16 protein-coding genes, 1 tRNA gene and 3 pseudogenes are annotated in these 21,784 nt (G+C 54.1%); 4 read left to right on the top strand and 16 right to left on the bottom strand.

The window, feature by feature from the left end; genetic code table 11:
- Positions 1-916: 916 nt before the first annotated feature.
- Both NDI79_RS22380 and NDI79_RS22375 read right to left on the bottom strand, forming a co-directional pair.
- The gene (locus NDI79_RS22380; protein WP_310930834.1) at positions 917-2,344 is read right to left on the bottom strand and encodes an argonaute/piwi family protein; all 1,428 of its coding nucleotides are present in this window, start codon (positions 2,342-2,344) and stop codon (positions 917-919) included.
- A complete protein-coding gene (locus tag NDI79_RS22375; protein ID WP_310930833.1) occupies positions 2,344-3,798 on the bottom strand; it encodes a hypothetical protein in 1,455 nt (484 codons plus the stop codon). The genes NDI79_RS22380 and NDI79_RS22375 overlap by 1 nt, the downstream gene beginning before the upstream one ends.
- A gap of 114 nt (positions 3,799-3,912) precedes the next feature.
- Here NDI79_RS22375 and NDI79_RS22370 point away from each other — a divergent pair, with 114 nt between their 5' ends.
- Positions 3,913-4,755: a hypothetical protein gene (locus NDI79_RS22370; protein ID WP_310930832.1), complete on the top strand. Its 843-nt coding sequence runs from the start codon at positions 3,913-3,915 to the stop codon at positions 4,753-4,755.
- A 44-nt stretch (positions 4,756-4,799) separates the two neighbouring features.
- Positions 4,800-5,525: a hypothetical protein gene (locus NDI79_RS22365; protein ID WP_310930831.1), complete on the top strand. Its 726-nt coding sequence runs from the start codon at positions 4,800-4,802 to the stop codon at positions 5,523-5,525.
- Between the two features lie 39 nt (positions 5,526-5,564).
- On the opposite strand, the gene NDI79_RS22360 is transcribed toward NDI79_RS22365, so the two are convergent.
- From NDI79_RS22360 to NDI79_RS22345, 4 genes and pseudogenes are all read right to left on the bottom strand, one after another.
- Entirely contained in the window at positions 5,565-6,605 is a 1,041-nt protein-coding gene (locus NDI79_RS22360) for a sister chromatid cohesion protein PDS5 (protein WP_310930830.1), read from the bottom strand.
- Positions 6,606-6,750: 145 nt separating this feature from the next.
- Complete coding sequence (locus tag NDI79_RS22355) at positions 6,751-7,431, bottom strand: metallophosphoesterase family protein (protein ID WP_310930875.1); 681 nt, start codon at positions 7,429-7,431, stop codon at positions 6,751-6,753.
- Complete coding sequence (locus NDI79_RS22350) at positions 7,386-8,354, bottom strand: hypothetical protein (protein WP_310930829.1); 969 nt, start codon at positions 8,352-8,354, stop codon at positions 7,386-7,388. Before NDI79_RS22350 ends, NDI79_RS22355 begins: the two co-directional genes overlap by 46 nt.
- Positions 8,355-8,827: 473 nt before the next feature.
- Positions 8,828-9,008 (bottom strand): annotated as a pseudogene (locus NDI79_RS22345) (IS1595 family transposase); the annotation flags it as partial.
- Between NDI79_RS22345 and NDI79_RS22340 the strand changes: the two are divergent.
- Positions 8,999-9,307 (top strand): annotated as a pseudogene (locus NDI79_RS22340) (transposase); the annotation flags it as partial. The pseudogenes NDI79_RS22345 and NDI79_RS22340 overlap by 10 nt on opposite strands.
- Before the next feature lie 230 nt (positions 9,308-9,537).
- On the opposite strand, the gene NDI79_RS22335 reads toward NDI79_RS22340, so the two are convergent.
- The 10 genes and pseudogenes from NDI79_RS22335 to NDI79_RS22290 form a co-directional block, all read right to left on the bottom strand.
- Positions 9,538-9,846, bottom strand: coding sequence for a hypothetical protein (locus NDI79_RS22335; protein ID WP_310930828.1), 309 nt, complete (start codon positions 9,844-9,846; stop codon positions 9,538-9,540).
- 709 nt (positions 9,847-10,555) lie between these two features.
- The gene (locus NDI79_RS22330) at positions 10,556-10,930 is read right to left on the bottom strand and encodes a hypothetical protein (protein WP_310930827.1); all 375 of its coding nucleotides are present in this window, start codon (positions 10,928-10,930) and stop codon (positions 10,556-10,558) included.
- A gap of 13 nt (positions 10,931-10,943) precedes the next feature.
- A complete protein-coding gene (locus NDI79_RS22325) occupies positions 10,944-12,827 on the bottom strand; it encodes an archaea-specific SMC-related protein (RefSeq protein ID WP_310930826.1) in 1,884 nt (627 codons plus the stop codon).
- 149 nt (positions 12,828-12,976) lie between these two features.
- On the bottom strand, positions 12,977-13,576 hold the full coding sequence (gene rdfA / locus NDI79_RS22320) for a rod-determining factor RdfA (protein ID WP_310930825.1): 600 nt from the start codon (positions 13,574-13,576) through the stop codon (positions 12,977-12,979).
- Positions 13,577-14,252: 676 nt separating this feature from the next.
- Positions 14,253-15,371, bottom strand: a pseudogene (locus tag NDI79_RS22315) (ISH3 family transposase).
- Between the two features lie 196 nt (positions 15,372-15,567).
- Entirely contained in the window at positions 15,568-15,795 is a 228-nt protein-coding gene (locus NDI79_RS22310; RefSeq protein ID WP_310930824.1) for a hypothetical protein, read from the bottom strand.
- A gap of 383 nt (positions 15,796-16,178) precedes the next feature.
- Positions 16,179-16,253: transfer RNA gene (locus tag NDI79_RS22305), tRNA-Glu, on the bottom strand.
- A 120-nt stretch (positions 16,254-16,373) separates the two neighbouring features.
- Positions 16,374-18,131 carry a Na(+)/H(+) antiporter subunit D gene (locus NDI79_RS22300; protein WP_310930823.1) on the bottom strand — a complete coding sequence of 586 codons (1,758 nt, stop codon included), beginning with the start codon at positions 18,129-18,131 and terminating at the stop codon, positions 16,374-16,376.
- Between the two features lie 425 nt (positions 18,132-18,556).
- Positions 18,557-19,561, bottom strand: coding sequence for a cytochrome d ubiquinol oxidase subunit II (gene cydB / locus NDI79_RS22295; protein WP_310930822.1), 1,005 nt, complete (start codon positions 19,559-19,561; stop codon positions 18,557-18,559).
- Complete coding sequence (locus tag NDI79_RS22290; RefSeq protein WP_310930821.1) at positions 19,554-20,978, bottom strand: cytochrome ubiquinol oxidase subunit I; 1,425 nt, start codon at positions 20,976-20,978, stop codon at positions 19,554-19,556. The genes cydB and NDI79_RS22290 overlap by 8 nt, the downstream gene beginning before the upstream one ends.
- Before the next feature lie 187 nt (positions 20,979-21,165).
- Between NDI79_RS22290 and NDI79_RS22285 the strand changes: the two genes are divergently transcribed.
- Positions 21,166-21,756: a plastocyanin/azurin family copper-binding protein gene (locus NDI79_RS22285; protein WP_310930820.1), complete on the top strand. Its 591-nt coding sequence runs from the start codon at positions 21,166-21,168 to the stop codon at positions 21,754-21,756.
- Positions 21,757-21,784 lie beyond the last annotated feature (28 nt).

Here is a 21,784-nt window from a genome sequence, read left to right as displayed (position 1 = left end):
CGCAAGCGTACTGAGTGGCTGCTTCACGCCGAACTATGCCGTAAATAAGTCACGCATCATTTCCATCCTCCGAGGTTGTGCGAGTCTCCAGAGTTTCGGAGTTAGGGGCATGACACGTGCCTTATTTTCACGATGTCTGAAGATGGGCATGCTTTCGTCTGGCGGTTAGTAGACCGTCACAGGGGATGTCTCCCAGAAAAGTTTTCTGAGTGGTAGAAATCAGAACCGCAAGATAGCTCCTCTTTCACAGCAAAGTTGGACGAACAGAAGGCACGCATCATTTCCATCCTCCGAGGTTGTGTCTCGCAAAATTCTGAAGCCACCTGGTTCTCGGTAAACTACTGGCGTATGGCTGTTTCGGTGCGAACCTCTGATTTGAACTGCAAAATCTATCTTAAGACGAGAAGTTAACCAACAAGTAATGGTAGGTGGGCTTGATGTTGGTTAATCATACTATCTAGTATGGAAGCCAGCTGGTCGATTGCAGCTTTCGATTGAACTCGTTACAGGAACACAGTCCCGATGAGTTGCACTGTGAATCCTATACAGAGGAGCACCAGCCCAATAGCTGGTAAGAGCCATTCACGCTCAAACTCCCGAAGTTGCTGTTCCGACGATTTGAGCGATTCATGTTCGATTGGCTCATCGTTTAGATAAAATGATGTCATGACATCATTCGGATCATAGCCTTCATATTGTAGCTGTTTGCGCACCTGTGCGGCTTTGTACGCTTGCCGAACAATGTTCGGACCAAGTAGAATTGCCCCAGCTAAATCACACAGGAGACCCAAAGCCGTGACGTTAGAGGCAGTGATAAGAGAACTCGTCATAACGGTAGGGCGGGTTGCCAACGAACTTACGTGTTCCTTTGTCAGTTGCCCTTATTCTGTTCCAACGAAACTTCTAGCGAGCGAGGTCACATGTAATAGTAGTAGTGGTACGGGAACGCCCCGTCGGGTAGGTTCTGTGCCATGGGTTCTGCGAGAATGTCGCTGACAGCGTCAGCGATCCCGACTGTCACGGGGAGCTTCTTGCAGAAGTCAGAGCTGTTCCAATCGAGCTTCGAGAACGAGAGTATCTCCTCACAGATTTCCCGGTACGAGGTAGCATTCACGTCCTCATGAGGACGGACGACGATTGGGTTTGGAGTGCCGGACTCAGCGTACGCAGAAATCTCTGGAATGAATCCCTTCGTGTAGAGGTAGTACTCTTCTCTCCCCGGTGGCAGGGCGACTGTACCCCTCAGAGGCGGGTACTGCGTGTTGCTGAAGAGGCGAATTGGGTGATGCTCTCGAATGGTAATGAAGTCTCGCTGTCTCACGTCTTCGGAGCCAGATTTGAAGCCTTCTGTCTCCTGCTCCCAGAAATTGGAGGACTTGTGAATCACCAACCGGTCAGGGCGATCCTGCCTTCGGTCGCCGTACCGCTCCAAGATGGTTTGGATTAGCTGCTCGGCATCTCCAGCCGACAGATGTGTCCGTCCCGTATCGGCATCACTGGCGATGTCGGTGACCGGGTCGCCACGGATGACGAAATTCTCTCCGGTCTCCATGAACACCTGCGCGATTGACGCTCTAGTGTCCGGATCCGTCCCGCGCTCATCGTAGAAGGATATGCCGGCGTAGCAGGTGTTCGATTTTAGCTCAGTGAGCTTCCATGGTCGTCCTCTTCGAGCCTTGTAGAGTAGACCCACTGCGAGATTCCACGCTACCTCTCGACGTGGTTGGACATCTTCTCCGCGGAGGGTCTTGGGGCCGATGAGCTGTGTCGGAGTCTGATTAAGCATCCCCAGGAGCTTGATGCGGCTTCTGAAGTCGGTGTCGGCCGTCCGAATGGTATCTGCTTTCTTGCCCTCTGTGAACAGCTCAGCGAGGGTTTCCGGGATGCTTACAATGACGACGTCCGGGCTCGGGGTTGTCGAGCAGACGCCCTCTATCTGGTACTTGATGTAATCCAATGCCATCTCAACACGGTCGGCATCATCGCGGACGTCGCTCAGTGAGTCGATGTCATCATGTTCGATTTCGCCCCGCCACATCGGACGCTGATCGAACGACATCTTGAGCTCAGAGTTAGGGCCGAGTCCCGGGAACGGTTGATTCCACCGCTGTCGGTCGTCTCCCTCGGGAAGGATCCCATAACGCATGTCCTCAAGCAGATCTCGCATCGCCGAGATAGACCAGCTATCACCAATCAGTCCAACCCGTACCACCTCATGAATAGAGCCGTCACGCGGTGGACAGGGCCCGTACTTCAGCAGTCCGCTCCGCGGGTCCTTCGCCGTATTGCCACCGGCGAAGACGAGTTCCGGCTCCGAGAGGTAATCCACTCTGAACCCAGACATCAGTACGCGTCCACACCTCGTTGCATGAGAAGTTCCCGTTCGGAGCCGTCTTTCGGAGGCCGCACGCGAAGCTCTAACCCCTCTTCGTGCTCGAACTCCAGTCGTTGGGGGTCATCCTCTATACCTGCCTCCTCAAGCGGTGGTGATTCGTCCATTCCGAGGTATGCGCGCCACTGTCGGAATTGTGCCTTCAGATTATTTGGACGGTAATGGCCGCTACTTTGGAGTTTGTCATGGAGTTTGCTGGCGGTGTCGCCTTTTACAATGCTGGTGCCGCGACCGGAATGTGAGAACATCCACCCAGTGTCGATGAAGACGTAGAACTGCTCCTTATATTGCTTGACAACCGGTGACGCATAGCGATGGGCGGTATATGCGCCCCAATCCATCGCAACGTCCCATCCCTCGACCCTCGTCTTTGCCGGAGAATCGTCCTCTTCGCCAGATCCCCCGCCTTCGTGTTTGAAGAGCAGGCGATTCTCGTACTGGTGGCGAACCATTCTACAATCTTCGTACCCGTCGACTGCGCGTCGTCGTATCTCGCGGTTGAACAGTCGCTTCGCAACGTTGGGAGCAGTATCTTCACTCTCTAGCCAGCTGACGAACGGTCGGCTCTGAACAGACTCCCCATCGACGAACGGACGGAGCGAGTCAGGCATCTCTTCCATTGGAATCAGGCTGTAGAACAGGCCTGACTCGACCCAGATGGGCAGGTGCCGAGGATTGTCGGCGTAGATGTCCTCAGGATGGTCTGCGAGGTTTTCACCGATGTAGATCGATTCTGGTAGCCCACTAATACGGAGGAAGTTGGCGACGAGAGTCTCGGCTTCTCGCGAGGGTGAGTTCTCTCGGGTGTAGAAGTCCCATTTGGAGCGATTCACAGACCGCTCATCCTCTGCCATCTGTCCGAGGCGGTTCCAGCTGGCGCGGTGGACGAAGACATCGGCGAGAAACCACTCGAAGTCTTCTACTCCAAGGTCTTGGAGGGCTGCTTCCTCGGCGTCATTCAGTTTCTGCCTCTCCCTCAGGGTATCGAAGTAGTCACTGATGTACTCCGGGGTGTTCGTCCTGGGATCGAATATTCGCTCCCACTTGTCAAAGGCTTGGAGGTACGATGCATAAATGTGGTATTCGAATCCTCCGTCCTGCTCACAATAGTCGATGAAAACGCGAGCTAGCTCAGTGAGAAAGTCGTCATCTAGTCGCGACAGCTTGGTTCCCTTGGCCTCTACCCGTACGAACTTCTTGACGTCGTCACCTACCTTCTCGCCGCTGAGATAGTGGAAACTCTCGTCGACGGTGACCGCGGCCAGATCTTCGGTCGTGCTGTGATGATTCGACCGTCGTTCGATGCTGTACCCCCGAGCGCGGAGGTACTCTTCTATCGCCTGCTTGTACTTTTCACCCTTGTCCCCGCTAGCCTCGCTCGTTCCTTCGTGATTGTATATCGGCATTTAGTTACTGGACATCCGTACTCTTTGATAGATAGTGTTTCTCCTCTACCCACAGCATAGATAAATGCCCAATTCTTATGCTACGTTGACGAATCGATGCATGGGAAACTGAGCGTGAGTGAGGTGGTTGCACTTCTCTTCGACGAACACAGGTACGACAGTCCCCTCTCCCGAAAGGCCGTTCACAAGCTGCTCTATTTCGTGAAAGAGGAATTAGACAGTGAGCGGGTTACGACCGACATCCCGACCTTCTGGTATATGTATGGTACAATGACGGCGACTGCTAATACCGGCGTTCACACCGGGGGCGAGCCAAACGACGATCCAGTAATTTGTGACGTCGCTGCTGCTGACATCGACAGACCAGAAGGGACAATTCGGCGGGGACGTCAAGCGGCAAGTCGCGCGCTTGAACGTTACTACGACCTCGGACTCGAGGGACTCACCGACCGGATGTACGACGATGCGCCATACGAAATACAGCGACACTACCGGCGACTGGATAAGCAGTTGGGGACTGCAGACTCGGCACAGATGACGCTCTCATTCGATCGGAATGCTGGACCGACGAGAGAGACGCTGTACGACTTTATTGAGGACTTCCCAACTGACTCCTTCCCCGGCTACGAGGACGATCTTCACATCTGGTACCGATTGATGAGCGCTGAGCTGGATTCTTCGGGGTATGATCCCAAAGAAGCCAAGAAGTATTCCAAGACGTTCTGGCGGCTCTTCTGTATGGAGCTCGCGGTTCGTGAGAACGACGGTCTGACGCGGGAGCAGATTGAACGTGAGTTGAGCCTCGACAGCTTGGACGATGCGAAGAGACAGCTCCGTTCTCTACTTCGTAGCTGGGAGCGCGAGAAGGCAGAAGCAAACGCACGTGACGACAGGACCTCGAGAAGAGCTGCAGACGCACTCGTCTTGCCTTACATCGATTTCGAGGTGACAGGATAAGTTCTATGTCACGCTATTTCCTTGACACCGGCCCACTCGTCGGGGTGACGTTCCTTCACGACCTATGGCGCGACGAGGCCGAACGACTCTTCGAGACCGACAACTCACTCTCGACGAGTCGGGCGGTGATTTACGAATACTGCAACAGCACCTCAGAGAACTACCTCGATTCGGCAGAGGTGAGCTGGGAGACCGATGAGGGGAGGTTCGGCGATAAGTTTTCGAAAATTCGGGCTGCACAGACCAACTTAGGGATTAAACTTCGAAGTTGCGCCGATGAGGAACTGGATCTGGAAACGCTCGTTGACGAGTTTATCGCTGTCACTCGCATCGAGGAGAACGTTTTTCCTCAGCGTCTGATCCGAGAGATTATTCGTCCCAATATTCGGAGCTTTCTTCGCGACGAAATCGGCGACCAGCAGGTGACCAGTAAGGTGGCACGTGAGGCGATGGACGCGCTCTGCGATACCATCATTACCGATGCACTGGAGACACGGGCCCAACTTCAGAGTCGTCTCACGTGGGGCCCGACAAGTGAGTGGACCGAGGAAGAGCGGAATCGACGTCTTTGGTTCGTTGATGGGTATGTTGACAAGGTGATTCTGTGCGATGCAAATCACCAGCGCAACCGAAACCTCATTGGAAAAATAGTGACCTCGGACAAGTCGCACATGTACGGAAACCGCGACCGCATCAGGGCCGTGTTGGGGCTTCCGGTCGTATATATCAAAGACGAGTTCGCCGACCCCGACCTGCCTGCCGGCGACTGAAACCGTCGTAAAGCGGTGATTTGAACCGACCTCTTCAAGCTACGATATCCCGTCGATGGCCCACGATGCCAATTTCCGGACTTTCTCGTCAGGGTCGGATTCTGCAACGGAGCGAAGCTGGACGAGCGCGACCGTCGCGTCTAGCTGTCCGAGTGCTTTGCAGGCGTTTCGACGGACGACTGGCGAGGGATCGTCCAAGAGTTCAATGAGAGCTGGAATCGCCTCCTCGACGGCTGATCGATTATGAACGCCGACGTGAAGAACCGCGGAGGCAGCGTTCCCACAGAGAAATTCGTCATCACTGTGGAAGCATTCAATCAGGGCCGGCACATGGTCCTCGACGGCGTCAGGATGTTCCTTGGCGATATCGGCAAGTAAAGCGGCTGCATTAGCACGCACCTTCAGCGCCGATGCAGACGTTAGCTCAGCCAAGATTTCAGTGGTTGATTTCGCAGTGGCTGGATACGCGGAGGTTATTGCCCCGAGCGCCGACAACGCGTTCGTCTGGTACGACTGATCGCGTTCAGTAATCCCCGCAACCAGTTGCGGGACTATCGGCTTCACCTCTTCTGGATACTCGTGGGCGATTTGCGAGAGGATATAGATCGCGTTCGTTCGAATCGTCTCGTCCTCGATGTCGAGCAGGGCACTGAGCATCGGAACTTGATCGACGAATGTCTGTGGATCTGTACTTGCAAGCTCGACGCAGCATCCCGTTGCAGCCTGAGTAGTCTCGGAATCGTCGAGCGTGATTCGATTAGTGATTCCGTCTTGAATCCTGAGGACGGCGGTTGGATCATTCACCGCTAGCTGACGGAGACAGCGAAGAACGAGCGCGTCGTTGAGGGATGGTCGATTGAGTAAGCGGTCTAAGTCATCGACAAATGCTGACCCGATGTCATCACGGGCACGGGCGACGTTGAGTAGAGCGACGATGGCACCCCCATGTGTGTTGGGTGAGACGGTCGGTGTCGAAATGATCTCGTGCAATTCGTCGAGAGGAACCTCTGAAGGATTAGTGATAGCGAGTTGCTGTAGGTCGGTTGCTCGCTCAGCGATGTCTTCGCTGAAATCGGCCATTATTCGTTTGATTGTAACTGAATTGATAAAACATTGGATGGTGGACGTTCTAATGATAGAACTCAGACTACCTCGAGGGTTCCGTGGGAACCCCAGTGCTGCACAATATTAATCTTATTCTTAAGATTAAGCCTCACACTGGGGGTCATAAGACATGACGTTGACGGCGGATCTCTCCCTGCTCGACAGTGATGGTTTCTACACTTGGCTCAAGGTCGCTGGTCATTCGTTCTGTTGCCCCACCACAAAATGCAGAGCAGCCATTCAGGGTTTTCTCAGCGTTCGTATGAAGATGTCCAAGAGCAAGCCCGTCTATCGAAATCGTGCTCTCTTCGAGAATCTCCTGAAGGTGACAATCGGGGTTCGGGCTCCGGGTAAGCGGTGCGACCGACTGATGCATACAGAGGAGAGTCGCGACCCCGCTTGGTGGACGCTCGAAGCCTAGCTGACCGTGGTCCCACGATTTCTGATAGTCGACTCCATAGAGTGCGACGGCATCACCGATCACAATGGGGCGGGAGCGAAGATGCGTAGCCAATCCTGCATCACAGAACTGTTCGAGACAGACTTTCCCCTTCTTCCGCGCATGGTTGCCGTAGATGAAGTAGAACGGAACCTCGGCGTTCGCCAGCTCAGTGAGACCATCATGGCATGCTTCTTCGATTGAATCCGGAATACCGTTCGTGGTATCGTTATGGAAGACGTCGCCAGTATGAACAACGGCATCGACACGATGCTCGATCGCGAGGTCAATCGCAGCGTTGAATCCAGCGACGGTGTCTAATTTCCAAGAATTGTTCTTGTGACCGCCTGTTTGCTTTCCCAGATGGGTATCAGTAAGGTAGAGAAGCTTCGCACGGCGGTCGGTCGGGCGAACGCCTTTGTGTTCGATCTCGAGTTTGCCCGTCCCATGCAGCTCTCGGCCAGCGGGCCACAGCACCCGCAGGTACACGTGCCGACGATTGCAGCGCTCCCGGCCGTGCCTTCTGTGAGGCCGGCCCGTTCTTCGACGCGCCAATGGCGGGCGATGAGCGCAGCGTTCAATCCGATGAGAGCACTCAGCATCCCGACGATGATGACTTGTCCGGGTGACACGGCGAGGAAGAAGGGGATGTGTGGGATGGCGATTTCGAGCGTCGGCCATGTGACCAGCTGATAGATGGCCGGAAGGACGACGACCGTCACCTCGTGTGGGAACCCTTCTTCCGGGAAGAACGAGAGATAGCCCGTGACAGAGAGGAAGAACAATGCCATCACGATGCCGATACCGATTCCGAAGCGACGGGCGACCGAATCACGCAAAACCGCTCGGAGGACGCCTCCCGCATCTTTCCAGATGATGTACCCGACAAGGACTGGGGTGCCCAGGACGATCGCGTAGCCGAGTGGATGTGTATCGCTCGCTGGCCCAGGAATGAGGTAGGGATACGAGATCCACAATCCCATCAGGAGGCCGAGGAACGTATACCGTGGGCGAGTTGGCCAGCGAAGCCAGCCAACGATGAAGCTTACCACCGCAATCAGGAGGCCGACTGACAGCGCGAGTGGTTGATACCACGATCGCGGGAACGGCATTGAGCTCGCCATGTACGTGGGGTCTGGTGACAGCCCTTCGAAGACGACTGCTCCGAACGCAGTCACAGCGATCCCGACGAACACTCCATAGAGTGCGACTGTTGGCGAGATACGGTTCCTTCGCTTGAATATGATGGTTCCACCAATGACTACGACACCGACGAAACTGAGCAAGAGTCCATGTCCCTGAGTGAGTCCTCCGGTTGCAGTTGCGCCGTGTGCGGATGCGACCGGGATCTGCGTAAGTGAGAGAAGGAACAGCAAACAGAGCATCACGGGGCGTATAGAGCTGAGTTGTCCCACATCCAACCCCATATGCTCATTTTCTGTTTGCCGCCGATCCCGTGTCATTGGTGAGGCTTGACTGGCGAGTTACTTCTACCTGACGAGTTCTGTCAGGTCGATCTGACACTGCGAAGAGCAGCAGTGCCAAAAATGGAATCTCTTTGATGCAAATCTCGAAAGAAATCAAGTGAAGATGGACTAGCCGTTGTGCCGAATCACACGATACTCCAGATTAATGCAGCGCCAAATCTCGATCGATTAGCTGGGATTCACACACATCAACCGGCTTGGACTCGTCATTCAACGCTTGCGAGCGCACCAATAGTATCTTGTGAACGCTCTTGCGTAGCACACTGTTGATTTTAGAGCGTCGCTCGGACAGCGTGTTTGAGTGCGACTCGTCCCGGTTTTCGGCATAGCTCTCGCCGCAGTTGAAACGCTCTAAGATACTGCGTCAACTTGTCCTTGGAAATGCCTCTCGCAGGTATTGACGTGTACCTCGTCGTCTGCGTATTCGCCGTCACCGTGGACGACGCATTCGCGCGAGCGATCTGCGATCTCTTGCCGCGAATAAAGGCTATGATAAGCAGTTACTCCGTGGAGCGCTGCGTGAACTCGGCATCAGACCGCTCATCAAGCACCGTATCTTCGCGCCCTATGATCACGCACACAACGCCAGAATCGACGAACAGTGCTACAATCAGCGCTCTATGACTGAGACCGTCAACTCGGCTGTCAAGCGCTTGCTCGGCTTCGCCGTGCGAGCGCGTTCTTGGTTCCGTGAGTTCCGAGAGATCGCCCTGATATGTATCTTTTATAATATTAAGCGAGTTGTAAAACAGAGAATTCGACTTCAGTATGGCGATTCAATACAGCCTATTCAAACTAAATATTCTTATACTACTCTTGTCTCGGAAAACAATCTGCCCAGAACTGGATAGATCATGGATCTTGACCACTAGAGCTTGACGGGACCTACGAATCTACGACCAACCTGACTATTTCATTCTTAATTCACGGGACGTGCAACCTGCCTAGGTCGGCGACAAATAGCTCATAGCGCGGATTTTTCTCAGCCCTCCTTCAGTTCTGTCGTGTCATCCAACTCCATTGCTTCTAACCTCGCGAGAATTTCGTCAATAACATCTGCATGGGCGTTGACGAATTTATGTGTTTTATCGGTCGTCACTGCGCCCTCCTGAGACGGTTCGATGATTGACTCCTCCTCGAGTACACGAAGGGAATATCGAACTTTGTGATGGGGATATCCAGTATGCTGAGATAACTTCACAATCCCAATCGGCTCGTGTTGGATGACCAGCTGGAGAATCTGAAAATGACGGGTGAGCATATCGATCTCCTTTTCCACTCGGTCAATCACACGTACCACCCGTTATCTCACCTAGAGCCCGGAAATACGGAGATGAACCAATCGCTACAGCTTCGGCGGACATGTCTATCACCGCTTCAATAGCAAGCCTACTGTGGCAGTCTTTTGTTTGTTCATGAGTATCACCGACCATGGGCCAATCAGTATCGGTATTCAATTCTTCATGACGAACGTGTTTGGGGGATTCCTACATTCTGGGAATCCACTATAGGGTTTTACACGCAATCAAGTCGAATGCAACAAGAGTAGACCTTAGGGCGGTCCAGAAGTGCTTTTCAGTCCTCATGAGACTTTGAGCAGTGGGCTATCACTGTTATTGCCCGGCTTGACGTACCGACAGAACGGATTTACGTACGGTTGCTTGGAGTAAATAGCGGAAATTATCGATAGAAAAGCCTCCCACGTCGTTCTTCATTTTGCACCGGATAGTCGGTAACAAGCGAATAGAGTCCGGCCACTATGAAGAGTATGAACACGACGTGAGCAAATAGGATGGCTGTTGACCAATGGCTACCTTTCGGCCAATAAACTATAAACAGTAGTCTGCTGACAATAGTGGTGCCTGTTCCGATAGCAACGAGCCCTAAGAAGCGGCGGTGAATTACGACGAAATCATTCGAGTAGAGTAGGAAGGCGATTCCTGCAATCACTCCAACCCCGAGTATGCCTTTATAAAGTTCTATAAGTCCTAGAATCATCGTCACTCACCACCCACAGCATTCTTCATCCGCGGATGGAGCTGAATGAGACGAACCACCCCAACAGCGAGACCTGTAACAGTAAGCGATTCAAGAACGTCTACGACGAGCGGATGGGTCGGCAATAGAAACACGAGACCGTGTGCAACCGTAAAAACAATTGTGACGACAATAAGGGGGTGTAGCATCCGGCGGTAACTCGTATGTCGAAGTCGGATATACGCCATTAGAGATAATCCTACTGCCACTACTCCTACGACCCCGGAGACCACCAAGGCGATCGTGGTTAACTGGGTTGGACTCATAAGTAGAGGGTTGATCTGTCGGTACATATCTGTGGTGGAGATAGGCGGCCGAAATTCCTCGTGCTGTTCCACTCGCTATACTCCGTTACGAGCCGATGGTATCCGACGATAGTCGGGTATACGTGTCGTTGAGATCTTGGGCGTCCTCTTCAAGCAATGCAACGATGAGATAGGATGCGAACTCAGCGATGTACTCGATGAGTCGGGCGATGCGACCGGCGTCGATAGCTTCTAAGGAGTCCAGCAGCATCACGGGGACCGTTTCATACACTTCGTGGACGAGATAGCCCGCTAGTGCGACCACCAGCCCGATCACTTCGCGTTCGCTTTCGCTTAAATGGTCGACCGTATCTTCGTACATCGTCCCGTTCTCAGTCGACCGCACCACGTGGAGCTCGAATACTCCCTCAGGTCCATCATTCGGTACTTTCCGCTCAATCCAAACCCGCTCAATGTTTTGATACTCCAACAAGGACAGCACCTCGGCCATATGTTCATTAAACGCCTCGACCGCGTCACGTTCGAGGTCCTCGATGCGCGTCCGTAGCGATTCGAGTTCCTCTTGGAGCTGCGCTTTCTGCGCTTCGAGCTGTTCTTGCTCATCTGCCAGTGACTCCAGGTCCCGGAGTTCGTCTTCGACGTCGTTTAGTTCCTGTTCGATTTGCCCCCGTTCGTATTCAAGCTCGGAGAGCCGCTCATACTGCTCTACCAGCTCACTCTCGCGGAACTCCTCGGTCTCTTTGACCTCCTCTTCTAGCTCACGAATCGTCTCTCGGAGCTCAGTAACTTTCTTTTCGAGGTCGTTGACTCGCTGTTCTCGGCGCTGTCTCTGCCGGTCGTTTTCGTCAAGTCGCTCTTCGCATTCACGTCGTCGGCGTTCAGCTGACTGGAGCTGGTCGAGTTGCTCACGAAGCTCAGCGATTTCATCCTGTACTTCCTGTCGCTCGGACCGTTTTTCCCCAATGACGGTTCGAAGTTCCTCCAGTTGGCTATCGATAGCTCGACGTTCTACGTGATTCCCGCAGGTCCAGCATTTGATCGTGGCCGACATCGGGTTGAGCTCGTCGGTGACGGTCTGTTCGTCTGGATTCGTATCGACAAGTTCATCGGATGAGTTGAGAAGCTCGTCGTTGAACTCGACGATCGCAGAGAGGTCGTTGATTGAGTCTTGAAGTTCGCGCTCGCGGTCTTGGAGTTGGTCGAGTTCTCGCTCAAGGTCCTCCCAGTCCGTATCCTGGTCTTTCAAGTTGTCGAGTTCGTCAGAGATCTCCTCGCGTTCATCAGATAGCGCCTCGAGGGTCGATTGCTGTGTTTCGATTTCGTCACGCGTCTGTCTGAGTGTCTGACGACACGACTCCAGGTCGCTCAGGAGATCCTCAGCGGCTCCAGCTGCGTCCGCGTCAATGTCGTGGTCGGCTACCTGTTCGCGCAGGGCACCCAGTTTCTCTGTGGTGGCTTCAAGTTCGTCTTCGAGAGTCGTCCGTCGTGTTTCCAACTCAGGTAAGTGGTTGCGTTTGCGCTCGATTTCTTCGAGTCGGGCAGTAATTTGCGTCCGCTCACGTTCAAACTCCCGAATACGTTCCTGAATGGCCTCGGTATCGACTGGACGCATGAGGATATCACGGAGATCGTCTCCTCGCTCAACAGCTCGTCGTGCTGGATTATCCTCGAGAAGACATGCGAACAGATCAACGAGTTCTGGATCATCGGTATATGGCTCACCATCAGTGATAACCGAGCCGTCCGATCCGCGATGATAGTGGCGCGTGTAGGTTTCGCCGTCGAACTCGAGTTGGACGTGTCCCTTGTCGGCATCGCTTTTCAACGTGGCAGCTGAACCGCCAAGCGCACCGGCAATCGCCGTCAATAGCGAGGTACGATTCGTTGCGTTTTGCCCGGTACATACCGTAACGCCGGGATTGAATTCGATTTCACACGTGTCGATCCCACCGATATTTTGGACGACCATCGTTGCAGGCTTCGGGTTCGTGTGTTGCGGCATAGGTTTTGAGCAAGTCAATTATCCAGGGTTGGTTACTTAGTCGCAACGGGGTACTAGTCGTGAATCGAGATCAGAATACGAATGCCCGCCTCAGTTAGTAGCTTCAATTATATGTGTCAGCTACTGTTTGCGTTGGTGTCATTCGTTGATCCGTCGCGATCACAACCTCCCTGCTTGAGAAATTCTCTGAGATGGAACGTTTTCCCGGTCTTTTCGCACGTGACCCTAATCGACTGGGTGACGTCGACGTTACTGGCATCGATAAGTCCCGCATTATGAAGCCTGTTGAGTGTGTTTTCGATCATCGAAAGATTGCGTGACTGCGCCCACGCGACAGTATCCTCGGCGTCGTCAAGCGTGATCTGAGCCTGTCGTTTTGTGTCCACATCCAAGCAATTCTGCAGGTGGCGCTTTACGGTCTGATGAGATACGAAGTCATCTTCAACGTTACTTACGGGAGGACCTGCCTGATTGAGCTGTGAACGAATCTCTGCCCGACGTCCGGGCCCGACGTCGTCTCCCTGGAGAATTTGATAGATACTTTCGGTATCTCCGATAAGAGCCACTTCCGATTCGAGCAAGGATCGTTCGAGAACCCGTTTATTGATGAATTTCTCAAGGTCACGAAGGCTGGCACCACCGCGATGCCGGCGGCGAAGCTCCTCGTTTAAATCAGGGAGATCGTGTTTCTCGATGATCCGCTCAACCTTGCACATACCCGCGTAACGGATTTGACGAGCGGAAGGTGGATATTTTCATCGGTTTTCGTGACTTGCCCGAGGTGATTCTAACGTTCGCCTCCACCTATAGACGCACAACCCGCCGGTTGAGGTGTCGTGGCAGAATGAGGAGGAGACGTTCATCAATTTCCAAGAGGCGTTCAGCTTTGTCACCGGCTTACTCATCGATCTACCAGACGGCGGTGGTGAGTGACGAACCAATAGAAATATCCTGGACATTTCCAGAATCACAGCACTCCACGTGTTCACATCGAATGCAATTTTAACAGTGGCCGCTAACGTCGATACACGCTGTTACCAATCACGAATTCCTAAACGGGGGTCGGTCTTGGCAAGGAGCTATTGTTCAGGGGTTTGATTCAGGGAACCTTTCGAGTGTCGTTCCATCCGATGGAGATGATGTGCTCGCCAATGGCTTTTCGCTATGTTCTTCTCTATTCGCTCTCCGGCGAGGGCAAACTGGTCTCAGTACCTCACAAGGCTTCGTAGTTGATTCGTGTTGAGGCTTGATTGAGTGGTGAACGGAAGATGAGAGTCGCTTCTGGACGTTCCGATTCGTAGATGAACACGAGGGGTCAGTCGCGGTCGGCGGCGATTAGCCGCCGACGCGACGGTGTCGCCACTCACGACGGCTGTCCGGATCGGTGGACAGCTACCGGAAGAGCCGGTCGTCAAGTGGCTGGTTCGCTGAAACAGCCCTGCGCACACCGAGCGCTGTCCAGGCTGCCCGCAGCACCATCTCACAGAACTCCGTGAACGACCACTGCCAGAGGCGGCGCCCCCGCGGCGGGGCGCCGCCACGTACCTCCAGTGAAGATACCGCCAGCTGTTCTGGAGCAGCAGGCTCACGACAAACATCACCAGCCGCAGGCCAGCGTCCTGAGAACTGGTGAACGCGAGGCTCTGGTTGGCTAATCGGTAGCTCGACTCGATGCCGAAGCGCTTGCTGTAGTGCTCTCGGGCATCCCGTGGCGTGTCGATGAACGGCGCGTCAGCGGCGTAGCCGTGACGCGCCACCCCGTGTTCGTCGTATCGTCCCTGCTGGTAGACGTAATCGATGAACACAGGAAACGTCACCTCGCCGGCGAGATCGTGTTCGATCTCACGGCTCCAGCTGTTGCTGAGTTCCTCTTGAATCGCCTCTCCCCACTTGACAATCGGCATGACGTAGGCGTAGTTGTGTGCGTACAGCAGTCCAAGACAGGTGCTGTTGTAGAATCCGCGGTCGAGGTAGACGGCCTTGACCTCGGCGTCAAGGCCGTCAAGGAGTTCGAGAAACGCAGCGAGGACATCGCTGGTAGCGTCGCCAGCAACGAGCTGGCGAACCGCCAGCGTATACCGTTTGTTACGTACCCGCGCGTACAGCGTCGCATACGCGTGAAACGTCGTTGTTCCGCGTTTCGCCTGCGACGAGTACAGCGCTTCTGTCTCATCTCCGTCGCCGTAGTAGGGATCGAGGTGGAGGTCGGCGACGACCTCCACCGGTCGATCCGGCAGTGTCTCAAGAGCATCCCGTTGGAGGAGCGTGTCTCCAACTGCCTCGACGGCGTCAAGTTCGAACTGGTCGGTGAGATGTCCCCGGGCGGTGTTGGCGTCCGGTGAGTCGTCGGTTGTTTCGCAGACGTGGTTGATTGAGGTCCTCGTACAACTCATCGGAGGTGACCTTCACATTCTCAGCGAGGTCAATCGGAAGTTCGTCTCCGAGGCTGTTGACAACAAAATTAAGCAGGTGCTCTTCCTCTAACTCACTGTCTGCTTGGGTAGGCTTCACACCGCATCCAAGCAGACACTCACTCTAACCCGATGTGATTGACTGGGTCTTCATTGGAATCGTCGACGTTCTCGCGTTGTCCTCGGAGCAACCTCTGATTCTCGGACAGTCTGGCCATCCTGTCTCTTATCCACGGGCGTAAACGCTATGCAGTTCGGCGGCGCGTATCTCTCGGTAACGGGATGCTCAGAGAGCGTCACTCCTCGCCCAAAAACACGAGAAGGTGAATATGTTTGAGAAACCAAGACGGCAGTATTGCCCCGATTGCAACGCCGAGCAGTATATTATCCGAGGCAATCCACCCCACCTGAGCGAGACCGATTCCAAGTACTAGCACACTATTGTATGCGATTCCATTGACCGCTACGTCGCCTGTTGTCGCAGGGCGAGGCCAGTCGACGAGGCCGTAGTTGATGTTCGACATTCGACCCGAGACTACTGCAGCAAGGAGTCCGAGCAGACCACACGAGAGCCAACCGAGCAGTCTCAGTGGGAATGAGAACAATACAACCCCCAGTACAAGGATGACAGTGGTTGGGCTAGTGATAGTAGCGAGTTCCGTGATGGTACTTCGTTCTAATCTGGATTTCCAGCGAGTAAGCGGATTACTGGCCTTGCTCATGTGTCTGGTGATGTGTGGAGGGGAGACCGTCAAGGGATATGCCGATGATAGTACGACCACCGGACTACCCGTCTGGAGTTTCGCCTGAGACGTGCCTCAGGTTGTGAATGACGACTGGTATTCGGAGACACCGGTATCGTGTTGGTGGTCTGTCTGATCAGAGGCGATTGTAGGCAGAACGTGGATGCTCCGTCGAGGATTTGAACCTCGGTCCTCGGCGTGAGATGCCGAGATGATTGGCCGAGCTACACCAACGGAGCACTTGGAAGCTCATCCGTGGAATTGATAATACTGTCGACTGTAACTCCAGAAGCTGTTCGCCGCTATGGGTGCCAAGCTCATCTATGCACGCATTGAGAATCGTAATACCTTATCCAACGTTAACTGAATAGCAATACAAACAACATAAGTGCAAGGACTAATACAATAATGGCAATTGATTGGCCAATACCTGCTCTAAAAGTACCTGGTGTTACATCTTTGTCCAGAGGCTTAGCAGTGTCTGATTGTTTCACAAAGGCTGTGATACGTCTGACTCCTAACTCGGGATTAGTAAGGAGCCATCGAGTCCCTGTGGTGAGACGCACCATAAATTGACCGATGCGAGCAAATGAGTTGGTGACTCCGTGTACTATTGCTTTGGTCCCAAAGAAAACGGCGGGATTGTAAATATCGTCGAAATCTGGAATGCGGCCAATTCGCTTGAGTGGCCGACGTAAGATAACAAATCCAAGAATACCTGCTATCGCAAGCTCAAGACCCTCACTGATATGACCCAAGGTGAATGTTTCATAATGAATCTCTGACCCAAAGGGGATGATACTGAACAATCCACTGGGGTACACTCCGAAGATCACACACAGGCCTGCTACTATCGCCATCGCAACTTTCTGTCCTCGGGTTGCGTCGTAGATCTCCCCGTCGTAGTCGCCGTGGAAAAACACATAATAGCCCAGTTTGATAAACGATAGGAACGTTCCTACGCCGCCCAGTATCAATAACCACCAGAGAGTCTCCATCTCCTCGTACTCGGCGGCTGATAGAACCATCCCTTTGCTGACGAACCCATTAAAGCCTGGGAATCCTGCGATTGAAAGTGCCGCGATAGAAAAGGCTACCGTCGTTACTGGTAACTTTCTCGCGAGCCCGCCGACGCGTTTCAGACTTTCTTCGCCTGTTCGATAAATTACGACGCCGACGGTCATAAACAAGAGACTCTTGTAGAGGATGTGATTGAAGACGTGACCGAATGCACCAGCGGTGGCGAGTGTTGTTCCAATTCCAACCCCTGCTATCATGTACCCGACCTGTGATTGAATATGATAGGAGAGAAGCCGTCGCATATCACTCTGCATCAGAGCCATGAATGCCCCGAAGACGGCCATTCCGCCACCCATATAAGCAACTGCGAGCTGTCCCTCCGGAAATATTCGATACATCACATAGACTCCTGTTTTCGTCGTATAAACACAGAGAAAAACGCTCGCAGCGATGTGGGGCTTAGGATATGTGTCAGGAAGCCACGTGTGGAGGCCAATGAATCCGACCATAGTGCCGACACCCACGACAGCCAGTACTTGAGGGACAGTACCGACGATGCCATCAGCCGCAGTAAACAAAAACGAATTGACAGTTGCGTATTGCCAAGCGATTGCTGCCAGTAACAGGCTCCCACCGATTCCATGCCAGAGTGCATACCGGAAACCCGCTCGAACCGCCCGGCCGCCGTAATGCCAGACAAGTAGCGTACTTCCGACTGACATTAACTCCACAAAGAAAATAAGCGTCAACCAATCACCTGCGAACACGGCCCCAATGCTAGTTCCAACGTAACTGAGGGCAAATGCTGTCTGAACGGTATCGGCATCACTCGCATATGAATAAATAATGCCGATTGAACCAATGAATGCGAAGATACCGCCCATCAATCGAGTGAATGAGTCAACGTACAGAAAAATGGTCGAAAAGCCGAATAAACTTCCAGATATAAGTGCACCCTCTGGGAGGAGCCATACGTACGGTACAACGACAGCAGTCGCGACCAGGCCGAGAGCATGACTAGTCCGGCGGGAGAACAACGGCGAAAGAATCGCAACGAGCAAGACAGGCACGAACGGTGGTATCAGTGATAATGTCATTAGTTAGAACAGTCTCGATTAGCTGGTAGCGACTCGTTTACTCCACTGAAGGCGATGGTGTGCATCTTCGCGGAACAGGAATTGGCCAAGCTCAACATTGTCTTATTTTTCACTCGTATATAACGTGGCGTTCAATCAATTCATTTACGTTGTAAAAAAGAACCCCGACCGAGACAAGTGTCGTGACGAGGTAGGCGATTAGACTGAGCGGCCCACCAACTGCTGTCCCAAGGATTCCACCTGTGAGGCCGACGATTGTGAGTTCAATCCATGTTACGATGATCCGAGACAATAGTTGCGGTTCGGGAGAGGAACGCGTTGCAGTCATCGCACTTGGTCTCGGTTGAACGCAGTCCAAGTGTTGTAGCCCCTGGACACTATGTTGTTCTTCCATACGCTGGTCGTTCGTTGGATCTGAAGTCGTTTCATTGGTATGTTTCCTCCATATCGATCGGTCCGCTGAACGCGGAATAGAGCACGACAAAGTACACGAGCACGATTGGGAGCAGCACGCTCGCCATTATCGACATAAGATTGAGCGGAAGCGTGGAGATGATCGCCTCTCGGATAGTGAGTCCTGCGGTCCGATCGACGAAGGGGAATAGAAGGGTTGCGACGAGCCCTACGAGTCCGAAGACGAGTGCGGCTGTCGCCGCGAACGCGGCGTAATACCGACGTCTACGGAGCGCGACGACGTAGATTCCCGTCAGGGTAGCAGTGAGCATCACAAGTGCGACGATGAGGGGTGATCGAAACGAGGAGCGCAGCCCTGGTTCGGTCACATATATCGCCCCCAGAGTGATGACCGCTCCACCAAGATAACCCACGGCGGCTCGGACACCGTACTTCCGCATCTCATCTCGCAGCCTGCCGCGGGTTTTCAGTCCGAGGAACGCCGCCCCGTCGACGATCGTGAGGACAAGGACTGTGACACCACCGAGGACCCCCACGGGGGTGATGAGCCCAGTCGCTCCGACCAGCCAGTTCATCACGAACAGCCCCAGCAGAAACGGCGTACCGGTACTCCCGATGACGAACGCGTAGCCCCAGAGTGTCTTCCAGTGGTCGTCTTCACGCTCCTCATACATTTCTGGGGCGAGCCCTCGGAGACCGAGTGCGGCGAGAATCGCGAACATCAACAGATAGTATCGGCTGAAGAGATTCGCGTAGGCGGACGGAAACGCCGCAAACAGCGCCCCACCGAAGACGACGAGCCAGACCTCGTTCCCGTCCCAGAACGGCCCGACAGCCGCCAACAGCTGTTCTTTCTCGTGATCATCGGTACGGGTCGCAAACAGGACGCCCACGCCGAAGTCGAAGCCGTCGAGAAAGAGGAACATCCCAAAGATGAAAAACAGCAGCGCGAACCAGAGCTCGGCGAGCGGTAATCCGAATAGCGGCTTCGTAGCCAGCGTTCCGACGTTAGTCACTGGACATCACCTCTGACTCTGGAACGTGGGCAGCATTACTCTGCGTGAGTTCGTCTCTCGATGGCGGCCCCGCTCGGATGATACGACCGATAACGTATGTGTAGAGGCCCAGCAACAGGATGTACCCGGTAACGAATCCGAGGAGGGTGAACGTTGCTTCGGCGCCTGTGAGACTCGGAGAGACGCCGGCACTCGTCTTCATTACCCCCTGAATGACCCACGGCTGTCGTCCGACCTCGGTGACGATCCAGCCGACCTCTACGGCGAGGAACCCCAGAAGAGACGACGCCATCAACGCCTTATGCAGCAGGTCGTCCTCGAAGAGTTCGCCGCGCCACCAGCGATAGGCACCCCAGACGGCCAGCAGAATGAACCAGAAGCCGAGTGCGACCATGATTCGGAACGCCCAGAAGACGATCGCCACTGGTGGAGCTTTCGTCGAGAAGGAGTCGAGGCCGCGTATCGTTGCCTGCGGGTTTCCACCGCTCGCGAGCCAGGATGCGCCACCCGGGATGCCGATGCCAAAGAGATCTTTTGTACGGGGGTTCAGCAGATCGTTGACGTCCGTGGGGAACGCGACGATATACTCGGGGACGTAGGAGTCGGTCTCCCAGACGGCTTCCATCGCGGCGAATTTCTGCGGTTGGGTTTCAGAGACGTGGCGGGCATATTCGTCGCCCTGAATCACCTGTAGTGGGGCCGTGATGAGCAGGACGACGAGCGCGATTTTGAGCGTCTTCTCCCAGACGTCGATGTGTTCAATCGGGTAGCCCCAGACGTGGTGCCGGAATACGTAATAGGCGGCAACGCCGGCCATGAAGAGCGCGACCGACTCGACGGCCGCGTTCTGCATGTGGATGAACATATAGGGGAATCGTGGGTTGAGATAGGCCGCGAGCGGGTCGGTGAGCTTCACGATACGCTGGCCGTTCTCCACGACGATTTCGAACCCACGCGGCGTCTGCATCCACGAGTTCGCGATAAGGATCCAGACGGCCGAAAGCCAGGTACCGAGTCCGACGGCAATACTCGACAGGAAGTACAGTCGGTCAGACACCCGGTCCCGTCCAAAGACGAAGATACCGAGGAATGTGGCTTCAAGCATGAATGCCATCATTCCCTCCAGGGCGAGCGGGCCGCCAAACAGCTCCCCCGCGGTCGTTGAGAACGCGGCGAAGTTCGTTCCGAATTCGAACTCAAGGACGAGTCCGGTCACCGTTCCAACGACGAAGCTGACCGCAAAGATGCGGGTCCAGAACCGACGGAGCTGTTCGTATACTGGTTGTTTGGTGCGGATCTCCTTCCATGTGAAATAGATGAGAAACGGGGCGAGACCCATACTCATCACTGGGAAGATGATGTGGACGATCGTAGTGAGTGCAAACTGGAGACGGCTCGCAAGAACGGGATCAATCACCGGTCTCACCTCGACAGATGTCTCTATTGGTCTGAACGATGATTCGCAGATTGGATGAAAAATGGACCGCCCTCGGATAGAATGCCATCACTCCGACTTTGCGACTGCGCTACGTCAAACGAAGGCGTTGTCCTACGTATTGGGAATCCGCCCTCGACCCTTATACCGGGGGGTTTGATAAGTGGGTATGGAGCGTCGACAAGTCCTCAAGTCAGCCGGAATTCTCGCAACAGGTGGCGTGACCAGTCTCGCGGGATGTAGTAGTTCAGGAAACGGAGATAGTGGTGGCGGTGAACCGAACACAACCGACACAGAGGAGACGACTGGCGGTTCGGGAGAGGAAACAACCGAGGGCTCAGGGGGCTCGAATACGGTTATGATGGTCACTGAAGGGAGCGAGTATTATTTCGATCCGATCGGTCTGTTCATTGAATCCGGGGAAACTGTGACATTCGAAATTCAGAGTGGGAGCCACTCGGCAACCGCATATAAAGAAGGAACGAGTTCAGCCTCGGTAAATCGGATTCCCGAGGGAGCAGAAACGTTCAATAGCGAAATTCTTAGCGAACAGGGCGCGACCTACGAACACACGTTTGAGACCACGGGCACGTACGATTACTTCTGTATTCCACACAAGACCCTGGGGATGGTTGGTCGGATCGTCGTCGGCGAACCCGGCGGTCCCGCGGAGGGGAGTATGCCGCCGGACGGAGACGTTCCCGAAAGCCAGACCATCGTCGATCAAGGTAGCGTCTCCTACAGCTCGTTCTCGGGGTAGACGAGTCGTCGCGGGCGCAGTCAACGTC

The sequence above is a fragment of the Halogeometricum sp. S3BR5-2 genome (genome assembly GCF_031624635.1).
In the GTDB taxonomy this organism is placed as follows: Archaea; Halobacteriota; Halobacteria; order Halobacteriales; family Haloferacaceae; genus Halogeometricum; species Halogeometricum luteum.
This window is presented reverse-complemented; position numbering and strand designations above follow the sequence as displayed.

Excerpts from the sequence above, each read along its gene's own strand:
- rdfA (WP_310930825.1), bottom strand. The coding sequence starts at position 13,576 with ATGTGCAAGGTTGAGCGGATCATCGAGAAACACGATCTCCCTGATTTA.
- NDI79_RS22360 (WP_310930830.1), bottom strand. The coding sequence starts at position 6,605 with ATGGCCGATTTCAGCGAAGACATCGCTGAGCGAGCAACCGACCTACAG.
- NDI79_RS22325 (WP_310930826.1), bottom strand. The coding sequence starts at position 12,827 with ATGGTCGTCCAAAATATCGGTGGGATCGACACGTGTGAAATCGAATTC.
- NDI79_RS22300 (WP_310930823.1), bottom strand. The coding sequence starts at position 18,131 with ATGACATTATCACTGATACCACCGTTCGTGCCTGTCTTGCTCGTTGCG.
- NDI79_RS22285 (WP_310930820.1), top strand. The coding sequence starts at position 21,166 with ATGGAGCGTCGACAAGTCCTCAAGTCAGCCGGAATTCTCGCAACAGGT.
- NDI79_RS22380 (WP_310930834.1), bottom strand. The coding sequence starts at position 2,344 with ATGTCTGGGTTCAGAGTGGATTACCTCTCGGAGCCGGAACTCGTCTTC.
- NDI79_RS22310 (WP_310930824.1), bottom strand. The coding sequence starts at position 15,795 with ATGTCGAACATCAACTACGGCCTCGTCGACTGGCCTCGCCCTGCGACA.
- NDI79_RS22375 (WP_310930833.1), bottom strand. The coding sequence starts at position 3,798 with ATGCCGATATACAATCACGAAGGAACGAGCGAGGCTAGCGGGGACAAG.